Source organism: Stutzerimonas chloritidismutans, assembly GCF_038562055.1.
In the GTDB taxonomy this organism is placed as follows: domain Bacteria; phylum Pseudomonadota; class Gammaproteobacteria; order Pseudomonadales; family Pseudomonadaceae; genus Stutzerimonas; species Stutzerimonas chloritidismutans_A.
Window position 1 is genome coordinate 21868 of record NZ_JBCFXD010000002.1, and the last position, 14031, is coordinate 35898.

The 14031-nt window shown below is 59.9% G+C and carries 12 protein-coding genes; 10 read left to right on the forward strand and 2 right to left on the reverse strand.

Going from position 1 to position 14031, the window contains the following annotated elements:
• Positions 1-132: 132 nt before the first annotated feature.
• Together AAGW23_RS03455 and AAGW23_RS03460 are read left to right on the forward strand one after the other, a co-directional pair.
• Positions 133-798 (forward strand): Yip1 family protein, encoded by a 666-nt coding sequence (locus AAGW23_RS03455; RefSeq protein WP_342404977.1) that lies wholly within the window; start codon positions 133-135, stop codon positions 796-798.
• Between the two features lie 54 nt (positions 799-852).
• Positions 853-1347, forward strand: a complete 495-nt coding sequence (locus AAGW23_RS03460; RefSeq protein WP_319297877.1) for a SprT family zinc-dependent metalloprotease — start codon at positions 853-855, stop codon at positions 1345-1347.
• Positions 1348-1359: 12 nt separating this feature from the next.
• On the opposite strand, the gene AAGW23_RS03465 is transcribed toward AAGW23_RS03460, so the two are convergent.
• Complete coding sequence (locus AAGW23_RS03465; RefSeq protein WP_342404978.1) at positions 1360-2544, reverse strand: MFS transporter; 1185 nt, start codon at positions 2542-2544, stop codon at positions 1360-1362.
• Positions 2545-2830: 286 nt separating this feature from the next.
• Here AAGW23_RS03465 and AAGW23_RS03470 point away from each other — a divergent pair, with 286 nt between their 5' ends.
• The 8 genes from AAGW23_RS03470 to AAGW23_RS03505 all read left to right on the forward strand — a co-directional run bounded on the left by AAGW23_RS03470 (position 2831) and on the right by AAGW23_RS03505 (position 9209).
• On the forward strand, positions 2831-3001 hold the full coding sequence (locus AAGW23_RS03470) for a nitrate reductase (protein ID WP_342404979.1): 171 nt from the start codon (positions 2831-2833) through the stop codon (positions 2999-3001).
• Between the two features lie 73 nt (positions 3002-3074).
• On the forward strand, positions 3075-3335 hold the full coding sequence (locus AAGW23_RS03475; RefSeq protein WP_342404980.1) for a chaperone NapD: 261 nt from the start codon (positions 3075-3077) through the stop codon (positions 3333-3335).
• A complete protein-coding gene (gene napA, locus AAGW23_RS03480) occupies positions 3332-5836 on the forward strand; it encodes a nitrate reductase catalytic subunit NapA (RefSeq protein WP_319297883.1) in 2505 nt (834 codons plus the stop codon). The genes AAGW23_RS03475 and napA overlap by 4 nt, the downstream gene beginning before the upstream one ends.
• A gap of 11 nt (positions 5837-5847) precedes the next feature.
• Positions 5848-6330: a nitrate reductase cytochrome c-type subunit gene (locus tag AAGW23_RS03485; RefSeq protein WP_102834686.1), complete on the forward strand. Its 483-nt coding sequence runs from the start codon at positions 5848-5850 to the stop codon at positions 6328-6330.
• A 10-nt stretch (positions 6331-6340) separates the two neighbouring features.
• Positions 6341-6937, forward strand: a complete 597-nt coding sequence (locus tag AAGW23_RS03490; protein WP_342404981.1) for a cytochrome c3 family protein — start codon at positions 6341-6343, stop codon at positions 6935-6937.
• A gap of 193 nt (positions 6938-7130) precedes the next feature.
• Complete coding sequence (locus AAGW23_RS03495) at positions 7131-7928, forward strand: dienelactone hydrolase family protein (RefSeq protein WP_342404982.1); 798 nt, start codon at positions 7131-7133, stop codon at positions 7926-7928.
• 445 nt (positions 7929-8373) lie between these two features.
• On the forward strand, positions 8374-8811 hold the full coding sequence (locus AAGW23_RS03500) for a hypothetical protein (RefSeq protein ID WP_342404983.1): 438 nt from the start codon (positions 8374-8376) through the stop codon (positions 8809-8811).
• Positions 8808-9209: an META domain-containing protein gene (locus AAGW23_RS03505; protein WP_342404984.1), complete on the forward strand. Its 402-nt coding sequence runs from the start codon at positions 8808-8810 to the stop codon at positions 9207-9209. Before AAGW23_RS03500 ends, AAGW23_RS03505 begins: the two co-directional genes overlap by 4 nt.
• 354 nt (positions 9210-9563) lie before the next feature.
• Here AAGW23_RS03505 and AAGW23_RS03510 read toward each other — a convergent pair whose 3' ends face one another.
• Positions 9564-13952: a DUF6701 domain-containing protein gene (locus AAGW23_RS03510; RefSeq protein ID WP_342404985.1), complete on the reverse strand. Its 4389-nt coding sequence runs from the start codon at positions 13950-13952 to the stop codon at positions 9564-9566.
• Positions 13953-14031: the final 79 nt, after the last annotated feature.

Genomic DNA, 14031 nt, shown 5'->3' on the forward strand with positions numbered 1-14031 from the left:
ACGAAACGGGCCGACGCGATGGCCTCCGCGTCGGCCCGTTTTTTTGCCTGCGACACTGTGGCGTTGAATCCCTGCCGCGCTTGAGCGTCTAAACCAACAAGACCCGCTCAAGCATCAGCATCCGGAGGCCTCATGACCCCAGAATTCATCAGCTTGTTCACCCGGCCCGACCGCGCCTGGGAAACCATCCGCCAGAAGGAAGATGCGCACTCGCTTCACTACCTGATGCACCTACTTCTGCTGGCCCTGGTCCCCGCCGTGTGCCTTTTCATCGGCGTCACAATCGTAGGCTGGAGCCTGGTGGATGAGGAGCGCGTTCGGCTCGATACCGCGAGCGCCTTACAGCTCTGCCTGTTGCTATATCTCGCTATCGTTATCGGAACGGTGATCATGGGGTTCTTTGTGCGTTGGATGGCACGTGCGTTTGATGCTCGCCCAAACCTCAACCAGTGCATCGGTTTCATTGCCTATGTGATCACGCCTTTTTTGCTCGCCGGTGTGACCGGGCTGTATCCGAATCGCTGGTTTGCCGCCATCGTGCTGCTTATCGCCGGCATCTATTCGACCTACCTGCTGTTTACCGGACTGCCTGCATTCATGCGTCAGCGCAGCTCACAGAGATTTCTCTATGCTGCTTCAATCTGGGGGGTAGCGTTACTGACGCTAGTAACGGTAATGGTTACCACGATTCTGTACTGGAATCTCTCTCTAGCGCCCACATACGAACGAACTGTGCAGCAGGACCAAGCCTACGGCACTCAGGATGATCTCCCAGAACGTGTTCCTCCTAAGCTGTGAGTGGTTGTCAGCCAATCTGAATGCGGCATAATTCAGGGCTTCCTCGGAGGCCCTATGCCCGATCAGCTACACGCGCGAGTCGAAGCCTGTTACCAACAGGCCGAAGCTTTTTTCAACAAGCGCTTCGAGCGGCCACAAGTCAGTTTCAAACTGCGTGGACAGAAGGCCGGTGTTGCGCACCTGAACACCAACCTACTGCGATTCAATTCTCAGCTGTATCAGGAAAACAGAGAGCACTTCCTCAAACAGACCGTGGCGCACGAAGTGGCCCACCTGGTCGCTCATCAGATGTTCGGCGGTCGAATCCGCCCACATGGCGAAGAGTGGCAGTTGATCATGCGCGGCGTGTACGAACTGACACCCGATCGCTGCCATAGCTACGCAATCACCCGTCGGCAGACCAGCGCCTACATCTATCGCTGCGCCTGTCCCGAGCGAGACTTTCCATTTACAGCGCAGCGTCATGCCCTGGTACGCAAAGGTCGCCGCTACTTCTGCCGCAGCTGCCGTGCCACCTTGGCTTTCAGCGGCGAACTGCGAATCGACTGAGCGACCGGCGCGCTACAGGCGCCTGGCGCGCCAGGCGGCAATCAGAAACAGCGTAGCCAGCACCGCCATCAGCGGCAGCCATCCCGCATGTTCCCAGACATAGCCCGCCGCATAACCCACCACACTCGAGCCCAGATAATAGGCACACAGGTAGAGCGCCGATGCCTGCGCCTTGGCGCCCTTGGCATGTACGCCAACCTGTCCGCTGGCCACGGCGTGCGCGGCAAAGAAGCCGAGCGTGAACAGCGCCAGCCCGACCACGATCGCGAACAGCCAGGGTGTCGAACACAACCCCACGCCCAGCAGCATCAACCCGACACCGCCTTGCAGCACCGTTCTCGCCCCCAGGCGTGGCACTAGCCGCCCGGCCCAACCCGCACTGAAGATTCCGGCTAGGTAAACGGTAAATAGCAGACCGATAACGGTCGACGAAAGCCCGAACGGTGCTCCGGCCAGACGGAAACCAATGTAGTTGAACAAGGCGACGAAGCCGCCCATCAGCAGAAAAGCCTGAAGGAAGAGATTACGCAGGATCGGGTTGCCCAGGTGCTCGGCAAAATTGCTCAGCAACCCGCGCAGCGACAGCGGTTGAGCCTTGAAGTGACGAGACGCGGGTAGCAGCCAGACAAAAGCACCCAGCGCCACCAGACCCAAGCCGGCAATTCCGCCGAGCGCCAGTTGCCAACCGCCCAGATCGCTCAGCAGGCCCGACAGGAGCCGGCCCAACAGGCCACCCAGTGCAGTTCCGCCGATATACAGCCCCATTGCCGCTGGCAACGATTCGGGTTCGAACTCCTCCCCCACGTAAGCCATCGCCAATGCTGGCAGCCCGCTGAGTGCGAGACCCAGCAAAGCCCGCAACACAAGCAGCAGCGTCCAGGACTCCACCAGGGCGCAAGCAAGCCCGAGCAAGCCCGCCAACAGGAGCGCCACACCCATGACATGCTTGCGCCCCCAGCTTTCTGCCAAGCCACCTGAAATCAACAGGCAGAGCGCCAGTGACAGCGTGGTCAATGACAGGGCCAGGCTGCTGGTGGCGGCGGACACTGAAAAATGCAAGGCCAGCAGCGGCAGCAATGGCTGCACGCAATAGAGCATGGCAAAGGTTGCGAACCCGGCGCAGAACAATGCCAGCGTCGCTCGACGGTAAGCAGCGGTGCCGCGTTTCAGGTGGGAATCAAGCGATTCATAAGACATGACAACAATCTCTACGCCCGCACAACACGGGCCCAAAAAAGCCTCACAGGCTAGCACAACCTTGGTATCAGCAGCTGCCTGCATACCGTCCCTGAGCCTCGTACCCAGGCCAACTGCGATCGAGCGCGGCGGACGAAACAGATCCAGCACGAGCCAGTTTATTGCGCCAAATCAATATAAGTGGTTTTAGCCCCTATAGCCCTTAGTCAAATAGACAGCTGACTTTGATTAAGCCGGGAACGCTTACTAGACTCCCACTACGCCACTCGGATTAAAGGTGAACGTAGTGCCGCACCATACCGATCCTGCACCTGTGGGAAAGCCGGAAGAAACACGGCTATTTGTCTTTCTGCTGGTCTTTCTATTTCCGCTTTTGAGTGTCCTGACCGTATCCGGCTATGGCTTCATCATCTGGATAAGCCAGCTGTTTTTCGGCCCGCCCGGCCCACCGAGCTGATTGCTTAAGCCCTGAACACCTCCCTCCAATGTTTGCTTGCTCGTTTTCGGGCAGGCGGAGCTTCATAACAAAAATGACCAATGCCTTGCATATCGCGAGCCTGCTCGTGCACTGCCGCCCCGAGCTGATGGATGCAGTGAAACAGAACCTGGTGGTATTGCCTGGCACAGAGCTGCATCAGGAAAGCGCCGCCGGAAAAGTGGTGGTGGTCCTCGAGGCTGAGCATGAAAGCCGCATTCTCGACACCATCAGCCACATCCAACAATTACCCGGCGTCCTCAACGCTGCCCTGATTTACCACGAACTCCTCAGCCCCGAAGGAGAGCCTGAATGAGCCTCACACGACGTCAATTCGCCAAAGCCAACGCCGCGGCCATCGCCGCCAGCGTGGCAGGCATGCCTATCGCTACCAGCGCCAGCAATCTCGTTACTGATCCGCAAGCGACGGCACTCAAGTGGCACAAGGCGCCGTGCCGGTTCTGCGGCACCGGCTGCGGTGTGATGGTCGCCACCAGCGGCGACCGCGTGGTCGCCACGCATGGCGATGTGAAGGCCGAGGTCAACCGCGGCATCAACTGCGTCAAAGGCTATTTCCTGTCGAAAATCATGTACGGCGACGACCGCCTCACTGAGCCGTTGTTGCGAATGAAGGACGGCAAGTACGACAAGCAAGGCGAATTCCAGCCAGTGAGCTGGGAACAAGCGTTCGACATCATGGAAGAGAAGTACAAGGCTGCGCTGCGGGACCACGGCCCCACCGCCGTCGGCATGTTCGGTTCCGGCCAGTGGACCGTTTGGGAAGGCTATGCGGCCAGCAAGCTGATGAAAGCCGGCTTCCGTTCCAACAACCTCGACCCGAACGCGCGGCACTGCATGGCGTCCGCCGCCGTCGGCTTCATGCGTACCTTCGGCATGGACGAGCCCATGGGCTGCTATGACGATATCGAAGCCGCCGACGCGTTCGTGCTCTGGGGCTCGAACATGGCCGAAATGCACCCGGTGCTATGGACACGAGTGACCGACCGACGCCTGAGCGCGCCGCATGTGAAAGTCGCCGTGATGTCGACCTTCGAGCACCGCAGCTTCGATCTTGCGGACATTCCGATGGTGTTCACCCCGCAGACCGACCTGGTGATCCTCAACTACATCGCCAACCACATCATCGAGAGTGGCGCAGTCAATCAGGACTTCATCAAGAACCACACCAAATTCGCCAAAGGCAATACCAACATCGGTTATGGCCTGCGGGCAACCGATCCGCTGGAGATGAAGGCCGAGAACGCGGCGACCGCTGGCGGCTGGACCGACATCAGCTTTGAAGATTATGCCGAGTTCCTCAAGCCCTACACCTTGGAGCGTGCAGCCAGTGAATCGGGTGTTCCGGCAGAACGGCTGAAGATGCTCGCCGAACTCTATGCCGATCCGAAAACGAAAGTGATGTCGTTCTGGACCATGGGTTTCAACCAGCACACCCGCGGGGTCTGGGCGAACAACATGATCTACAACATTCATCTGCTGACAGGGAAAATCAGCGAGCCCGGCAACAGCCCCTTCTCGCTGACCGGACAGCCGTCAGCCTGCGGTACGGCACGTGAAGTCGGCACCTTTTCGCACCGTTTGCCTGCGGACATGGTCGTTACCAATCCCAAGCATCGGGCCGTTACCGAAAAGATCTGGAAGCTTCCCGAAGGCACCATCCCGGAAAAACCCGGTTTCCATGCCGTGCAGCAAAGCCGCGAGCTGAAGGATGGCAACCTCAAGGTCTACTGGACCCAGGCCACCAACAACATGCAGGCCGGGCCCAACATCATGCAGGAGGTGCTGCCGGGCTGGCGAAACCCGGAAACCTTCGTGATTGTTTCCGATGTTTACCCCACCGTATCTGCCCAGGCAGCAGACCTGATCCTGCCCGCCGCGATGTGGGTGGAAAAGGAAGGCGCCTACGGCAACGCCGAGCGTCGCACGCACCTGTGGCATCAACTGGTCAGCCCGCCTGGCAAAGCGCGCTCCGACCTTTGGCAATTGATGGAGTTTTCCAAGCGCTTCACCACTGAGGAAGTGTGGCCGGCGGAGCTGTTGGCCAAGACACCGGACCTCAAGGGCAAAACGCTGTTCGAGGTGCTGTTCAAGAACGGTCAGGTCGACAATTTCCCGGTGTCGGACATCCAGGAAGGCTATCGAAATCAAGAGTCGGAGGACTACGGTTTCTACGTGCAGAAAGGCCTGTTCGAGGAATATGCCCAGTTCGGCCGCGGCCACGGCCACGACCTCGCCGACTTCGACCGCTATCACCAGGAGCGCGGCCTGCGCTGGCCCGTCGTAGACGGCAAGGAAACCCTCTGGCGCTACCGTGAAGGCCATGACCCCTACGTCGAGAAAGGCTCAGGCGTCCAGTTCTACGGCTACCCGGACAAGAAAGCGATCATCTTCGCACTGCCTTATGAAGCACCTGCAGAGATGCCGGACGAAGAGTACCCGTTCTGGCTCAGCACCGGCCGCGTCCTGGAGCACTGGCACACCGGCAGCATGACCCAGCGTGTCGATGAGCTACACCAGGCTGTACCCGATGCCCTGGTGTACATGCACCCCGACGATGCGCGTGACCTCAAGGCCCGTCGCGGCAGTGTGGTCAAGGTCATCAGTCGTCGCGGTGAAATGCAGGCCCGCATCGAAACCCGTGGTCGCAACAAGCCACCGAAGGGGCTGATCTTCGTGCCCTTCTTCGATGCCAACAAACTGATCAACAAGGTCACCCTCGACGCTACCGACCCGATCTCCAAGCAAACCGACTTCAAGAAGTGTGCCGTGAAGATCGAAGTGGTCAGCATCGCCTGAGGAGAGTCACCATGAAATACCGTTTACTGCCTTTGATGCTCCTCGCGGTGTTTGGCCTGGCCGTCGCAGCCGGGCCCGATTACCCACTGGATGCGCCTGCTCCGGACGGTCGCCGGCCGGGCGGCACCATCACCCAGGAGTTCACCCCGCCGCCGCTCAAGGATGAGGAGAACAAGGACCTCAAGCGCGAACGCAACTATCCGGAGCAGCCACCAACCATTCCGCACACCATTCGCGGTTATCAGGTCGACAAGAACAGCAACAAGTGCCTGTCCTGCCACAGCCGTGCCAACAGTGCGCGTACCCAGGCGCCAATGATCAGCATCACGCACTTCACCGACCGCGATAGCCAGACGCTGGGCGCTGTTGCCCCACGTCGCTACTTTTGCACCCAGTGCCATGTGGTGCAGCACGATGTGAAACCCTTGGTGCAGAACAACTTCGAGAACATCGACGAGCTGCTGTACCACGAAAACAAACAGAACGAACAGTGAGGACGCCTGGATGAAGTCAATACTGTCGTTTCTCAAGCGTTACTGGACCGTCCTGCGCCGACCGAGCGTGCACTACAGCCTGGGCGTGCTGACACTCGGGGGCTTTCTTGCGGGCATCATCTTCTGGGGCGGTTTCAATACCGCGCTGGAGGCGACCAATACCGAAGCCTTCTGTATTTCCTGCCACGAGATGAAAGACAACGTGTACATGGAGATCAAGGACACCATCCACTACACCAACCGCTCCGGCGTGCGCGCGACCTGCCCGGATTGCCACGTGCCGCACGAATGGACGGACAAGATCGCGCGCAAGATGCAGGCCTCCAAGGAGGTCTGGGGCAAGATTTTCGGCACCATCAACACACGCGAAAAGTTCCTCGGCATGCGCCGGGAAATGGCCGAGCGTGAATGGCGTCGCCTGAAGGCCAATGACTCGCTGGAGTGCCGCAACTGCCACAACTACGAGTTCATGGATTTCACCCGCCAGAGCAAACGCGCCGCTGAGTTCCACTCCACTGCCCTGGGTAAAGGCGAAGCGACTTGTATCGACTGCCACAAGGGCATCGCTCACCGCCTGCCGGACATGCATGGCGTGCCGGGCTGGTAAACGGGCTTCGGCTCGGACAGACGCCGGATTGGACTGATAAACCTGAGCCCAGGTACGGGCTCGGGTCATCGAAACTCGCTAGCCGAATACGCTTCACCCCTTTGCCAAGGCACTGAACAACCCTGTTGCAGCTATGTCGAACTCCAGCTATTTATCGGATTGTCTCGACATCAACGACAACAAGGATTCCACCATGCGCTATCCCCTGTTCGGTGCAGCATTGATGGCTTTCAGCGCCTTCGCTCACGCTGATATTCAGACCCAGGAAATCCCCTACACCGCCGCCGACGGCACCAAGATGGTCGGCTATTACGCCTACGACGACGCAATAGAAGGCCAGCGCCCGGGTGTCGTGGTGGTCCATGAATGGTGGGGCCTCAATGACTACGCCAAAAGCCGCGCCCGCGACTTGGCCGGACTCGGCTATAGCGCTCTGGCGATCGACATGTACGGCGAAGGCAAGAACACCGAGCATCCAAAGGACGCGATGAGCTTCATGAAAGCCGCGCTGGCTGATGCCGACGCCGCCAAAGCCCGCTTCAACGCCGGCCTGGATCTGCTGAAACAGCAACAGCAGACCGACGCTGCCAAACTTGCTGCGGTTGGCTACTGCTTCGGCGGCAAGGTCGTGCTGGACATGGCGCGTCAAGGCGTACCGTTGGAAGGCGTTGTCAGTTTCCACGGGGCACTGGCCACCGAAACCCGCGCAGCGCCCGGCATCGTCAAAGCGCGCGTACTGGTAGAGCACGGCAGCGCAGACAGCATGGTCAGCGCCGAAGACGTCGCAGCCCTGAGCGCGGAGATGGTCAAGGCCGGCGCCGACTACCAATTCGTCAACCTGCCCGGCGCCAAACACGGCTTCACCAATCCAGGCGCTGACAAGTTTCAGGAAAAAGGCGTTGACGTGGCCTACAACAAGGCTGCAGACGAGCGCTCCTGGAACGACATGCAACGGTTTCTCGACGAAACATTCGATAGCAGCCGACCATGACTTACCGGGGATTGCACCGGCACTCGTTGCGAATGGCTTGGATGATGGATAGCTGAACGCTCTGCTTCAGCGTTCTGGTTGTATTGAAGGCATTGACCACTCCTGATAGCCAATGCCAAGGATGGCTTAGTGGATGCAGTTCCAATACATCCGAAACTACTGCATGGCCTGGCCCCTCTCCCCTGAGGGGAGAGGGCTGGGGTGAGGGGCTAGCGTCGCCGAAACACCGGTTGCCTATGACCCACCCGCGATTTGTCTCGTTAGCGATCACATATGTGCAATTCGCGGTAGTGATCGGCCGTCCCGCACCACCTGGTCTCCAAGAATCCGCGACATCTATCTCGCCACTAGAGCCGCCAAACCTTGTCTCGACAGCCCACCTAGCCGATGCCGTGCTAGCATTGCGGCCTCATCGCCCCTCCCCATTTCGAACTGATCGCGAGTCATGGCCGAACACGATTTCCGCTACACCCTGCTCAATCCCGGACACACCCTCACCGAATGCCGCGCCCTGGCACCGGGCCGTTACCAGGTCACCGGTAACGGCGGCAACGTGCGCGCCGGTGACGTCCTGATCGTCACCCTCAAGGGCAGCCGTGAACTATCCCAGCGCCTGACCGTGGACAAGGTTCGTCACCTGATCAATCCACCAGGCCAGTGGATGGCCGTGGCGAACGGGCCGGTCTTCAAGGAACTGGCGATCATCAACTGGCAGGTCGACTGCGACGAATGCGGCAAACAGCTGGATTTCGAGTTCGCCGTAGATGCCGCCAAGGGCGAAGCCGCCCGCGCCCCTGCGGCCGAAGCGCGGATCGCCGAACTGGGCTGGAAGAACGACGCAGGCCGTCACCTGTGTCCTGCGTGCCAGAGGGCAAATCCATGAAAAAAACCCTGTTGGCCGGTTTGGCCTTTTTGTCCACAACGGGCTGTTCGGTAGAACCCTTGACCCTGCAGAACGAAGTCACCTATATCGCCGAGTGGATCGGTGACGATCCCGTGGTAGGCCGTAACCCTGTCTCGCTGACCTTCAGCGAAGACCGCGCCTATGGCAACGCCGGTTGTAACCACTGGTTCGCCAGCAACCAGCTGGACGGCCAAAAGCTGCGCTTCAGCGAAATCGGTAGTACGCGCAAGATGTGCCCTGAACACCTCATGAAGCAGGAACAGCACTTCCTCGAACTACTCTCGCAGATAGAGCGCTGGGACGTTTCCAGGATCGATCAACTGCGCTTCTGGCCCGCAGAAGGCGCTCCGCTGCGAGTTTGGCCGGAACAGAACTGAGCTGCGCCAAAGGTGGGCACGACGACAGTGGCGTGCCCTTCGAACAAGCGTAAAGACCCTGCCTGGGCCAGCACTTAAAGCCTCTGGCAACCAGCCATACCGCTCGGGCCGTCTGCAGTCAAAACCGCCAAAAGCCGCTGAAACCCGCACAGACGCTGCACCCAGGCCACTCACCGAAGCCCCAAGGCTACCGTCTGACAGCCACCAACCGTGACAGCAGAGAAAGTTGCAACAGTTGGCACGCCCTCTGCAATAACCCAGGTAACCAGTTTTGGGGACCCTGGTACAGGCAGGCCAGGGATTCCCCTCTTTTACACCCGCCAAAAGGGCCGCAAATGCGGCCCTTTTGCTTATCTAGCGATAGAGTTCGCGGCGGAATATCAGCGGCTTCGAGCCGCCGTAGATACCGAATGTAGCAAGTCCTCGTCCTGGTTCGCGCCCCGCTCCGCGCCAGTCATAGCGGAGCCATTCAGGGATGCCGGGAAACGACACCTGTACAGACCCATCGTTACCAGGCCCTGGCGCATTGAGTTCGACGCGCCCCATCCCCGAACCGAGGCCGGGCACGACCGCCGAGGTTTCGCCATCGGTCAGCCGCCCGGTGAAACCATCCAGCAGCGCGTTGCCGAGCGAAGCTGCATTGGTGCACGAGTCCTCGGACTCGGTTCGAAAGCCGTGACCGGCCGGCATCGTCTGCCAGGACTCCACCGTCAACGGCAGCGTCAATGGCTGCAGTTCCGAGCCGTGGCCATTGCCGATGCTCAATCGACCCAGGCGCACTGCACTGCCCGGCTGGTCGACAAAATCGTAGCTGTATGACTGGCACAGGGTAGCCCCCATCAGGCATGCAGCATCGGCGTCGGTCAGACTGGCAGCGTTGAACACTTGATTGATCTTCGCCTTGAACGGTAAGTCATCGGCTGACGGCTTGGCCGCCGGGTCATAGACGAGGGATTGCCCGCTCCAGCGGTAGGTCCGGCTGCCGTCACCATCGCCCGCGCCTTCAATGGCAGTCGTGGCATTTCCAATCGTGGTCAACCGTGTGTCGAGTCCAGAGCGCCCTACTGCCGAGCTGTAGCTGCCTGCCTCCGGCGGACTCAATCGCCAGAATCCCCCTCGGTCATAGTTTCGCGTGATACCACCCTGACGGTTGTGTCCGGTCACCGTCAGCGTCGGCTCCCAGCCAGCCGCGAATTCCATCGGCTGGCCTTGATAGCTGAATCCAGGGCCGCAGCTGGGCGTCAGGCTGGCGCTGCCGGTCGCGCCGAGAAAGGCCGGCGAGAACCGTCCGAGCCGGTTGCTCGTTCCACCGTTTATTGGCTCATCAAAGTAAACTGGCGGCGTAGCGATCAAGCGAAAGATGCCGACTTCAGATACAGACATTACGTTTCGCTGAGCGGCATCGACCAGCTTTGTCTCTACGCCCCGAACATGGGAGTAAGCCGTCAACGAGAGCGTCCCGGGCTTACCGGACGCGGGAGCCAGTAATTCAGTGGTCAGTGCGATTCCGGCCAGCTCAAAGTTCGGCGTTGTAATATTCCCGACACACAGTTGATCAGCGGTGAGCGCCTCGCCGTCACTCTGCCAACCCACTGCCCGAACCGAGACCGGGAAAGGATCGCCGGCTCGGATGATTGTGCTGTCTTTGCTGAACAATGGGCACGTGGTGTCATTGCTGGTACAGGCTTGTTCCGCAGCAGGAATCGTCTGGATGCAGAGTCCGTAGGGCTTGCTGACGAACTGATCACTGCCGTGCATCAGCAGTCCTGCCTCGTTGCCGGAAGTGGGCGCGTAACTTGCTGCTAGGATCATCTTCCCGGCGTCGTCGTAGCGCACCGAAAGCCAGGCGACCGCCTGGCTGTCGAAGCTGAGCGGCACCTCGGTCGCGTTCGCGCCTATTGCCTGACCGTTGACGATGACAGGCTGAGTGCCAGTGGCCGGGTTGGCATAGGTTGAACTGAACGCGACGTTCCGCGTGCCGCCATCGAAACCGGGTATGCACTGCAAGGGATCGTTTGGATCAGCCTTGACCGCACGGAAGGCAATCTTCTCCCGAGGCTTGGCAGCAGTAAGTGTAGGCACATCGAATATGAAGCCGCTTTCGACGCTCATCAGCTTGCACCCAGTGCTGGAACAGGTCGTGGTGTTGAATGACAGCGCGGACGGAGTCGATCCGCCGACGCCAATCACGGCTTCGCCCACTTTGGTGACCTGGACACTCGCCCTGCCTTGGCCGCCTGTGAAACTGACGGCGTTTCCGTTCTGCCAGACTGCGCCGTTAGTTGCGGTCAATGTGACCTTCACTGGATCCGTATAGCGCTGCGAGCAGTCGGCGTTCAAGCATGCCGTCACGATGACCGCCTGTGGGTTGCAGGTAAGGACAGGGGTCGAATAACTCAGGTCGAAATGATGTATCTGCTGACCGATTGGCTTGATCTCGCTGGCGCAGACTTGCAGGTCATCGATCTCATGGACGTTGTTCGAGCCGCCGGTTGACCCCGTCAGGGACAGGTAGAGGTTTTCCGGGATTGATGTCTGGCCTGAAGCGGCCAGGGCATCGAAACTCTCCAGCCCCGGAAGTACCACGAAGCCTGAACCGGTGTCGCGTTCGACGGTAACCAACGCCTTGCCCGCCGTCCGCGCATCTATGGTGATGCGGTAGGTGTGGCCAGGCGCAGCGCTGCTGCTGGTGGCGCTGTCTACTCCGGGATTCAGCCCTGCTGGGGTGCCTGCAAGGTAACGATAACCGGATGTTCCCGAGCCTGGGCCGCGTATGGAAACGGAGTCCTGTCGCAGTCCTGGCCCACCCTGGCGATTTTCCGTCGGGTTGGAAAAGTTACCGTATTCATCCAGCGCGATCCCCAACCAGCCGCCTGCAAAGCCGCTGGTGGAATTGAGCTGGGCATAGCCCAGCGAGCCGCCGTACCCTCCCGGCTGTGGCGTCTGCGTAGCATCCGACAGGATCAGCGCGATGCCGTCAGCTCCATTACCGTTGTAGGCGTAGTACTTGAACTGGGCCTGGATGAAATTGCCCTCCCCCGGAAACAGTCGTTGCAAGGCACTCGCCGTGGCCACGTTGCCCTGATTGCTGGTCAGGCGCAGTCGATTGCCGGTGATCGCAGGCGTGAATCCCGTCAAGCCTCGGCTGGATACAACCCAATCGATACCCAATTGCGGCCTGTTGAAATCATCGCTGACGCACTGCAGTGCCTTGCTGCAGGCGTGGCGCTCGGTCGCCAACGCAGCGATATCCGAGTTGCTGAGCGCCCCTTGATAGATGCGCAGCTCGTCCAGATCGCCGTCGAAGTAACGTCCGGCAAGCTGATCCCAGCCCAATTGCAGTGGGTCGTTGTTGGAGCGCGGCGTACCACTCAGGCTCGCCTGGCCTGCCACCGCTCCGTTTATGTAGATGGACTGTTGGGCTGCGGTATATCGGATGACCACATGGTTCCATTGGCCAAGCGTAACCTTGCCAGTACTGCTGAACTCTCGAGTGGCGCTCGGGCCGGTGGTTTGCCACCACCAGTTGACCGTGCCGTCCGGGCGCAGATGGAACTCGTAGTTTTCGTCCTTGGACAGAATGCTCATGAGACCGCTTGCTGGCAGGGTCCGCGGTCTGACCCATACGCCAATGGTGAATTCCTGCTGCAGGCTCAGTAGATCGCTGTGAGCGGTCTGAACATACTGCCGGGACGCCGCAGTAAAACTGCCATAGCGGCAGGTGCCCTGCCCGCCTACCGTGGCGAGCGCCGGCGTCGTAGCGGCGGTCGAAGCACCGTTATAAGCCTGACCGTTCAGGTTGTTGCCAGAGCGATCCAGCACTTCGCCCGCGGCCCCACTCCAACTCCCCTCGTTCAGCCACCAGCTAAGCAGCAACGTCTTGCTCTTGCAGGCATTAGCCGGCGTAGAGTTTGGCCGGCAGGTGCCATAGACGGCACTGCCATCTTTCACATTCACCGTCGAGTAATTAGGGGCAGTGAGATCGCCGTACACCAGCGACCCGGACAAAGTGATCGCGTTATTGCGCGACGTCATGGTCACAGACGCCGTGGAAGAGCCAACCGTACTGTCAGTGAATGAAATCGATCCCGCCAAGACCGTGCCGGACACCATCGTCACGGTGTTGAAGGTGGCAGCGTTATTCGAGGAGAAATCGCCCTGGATGGCCCCACCGGTGATCGACAGCGAAGACGACCCCGAACGGGCTCCGCCTTGAAGATTGGTTCCAGTGGTCACCACGTCGCAGCAGTCGCTGTTGACCAGCCCTGCCACGCTGCCGCCACTGAGCGTAATAGATCCGCTATTGGCCGTTACCGCGCCTGTTACGGTAACCCCGGTGAGCCGAATCGAGCCCGATACCGAGCTGACATCCCCTCCGACGCTGCCACCGCTCATGGCGATTGGGCTTCTCCCAGTCAGGCTGCCAGCGATGGTCGTATTGTCCAACGAAATATTGCCGTTGGACGACACCGTCCCGCTGAAACTGGACGTGCCAGTCGCCGTGATGCCACCCCAGTCAGCCTCGATGGAGATCGGCCCGCTGCTGCTGCCGATCGTGGCGCTGGCAATTGAGAAACCGGCAGCCCGCAGCGTTACAGCACCGCTTGCAGCAAGCATGTCACCAGCACTGAGCGTGACCTGACCCGAGCAGGTGTAGACACTATTGCCGTTGCTCCTGCTCCAGTCACCGCTGCAGGGGGGCAGATTCTTCTGGTTCGTCTCCAGCGCATAACTCTCGGCCATCGCCTGTCCCGTCAGGAGGAGCGTCCCCAGCGTCAAGAGCCGGCAAACAACCATCGATAGACGCCCTATTACGCTTGCC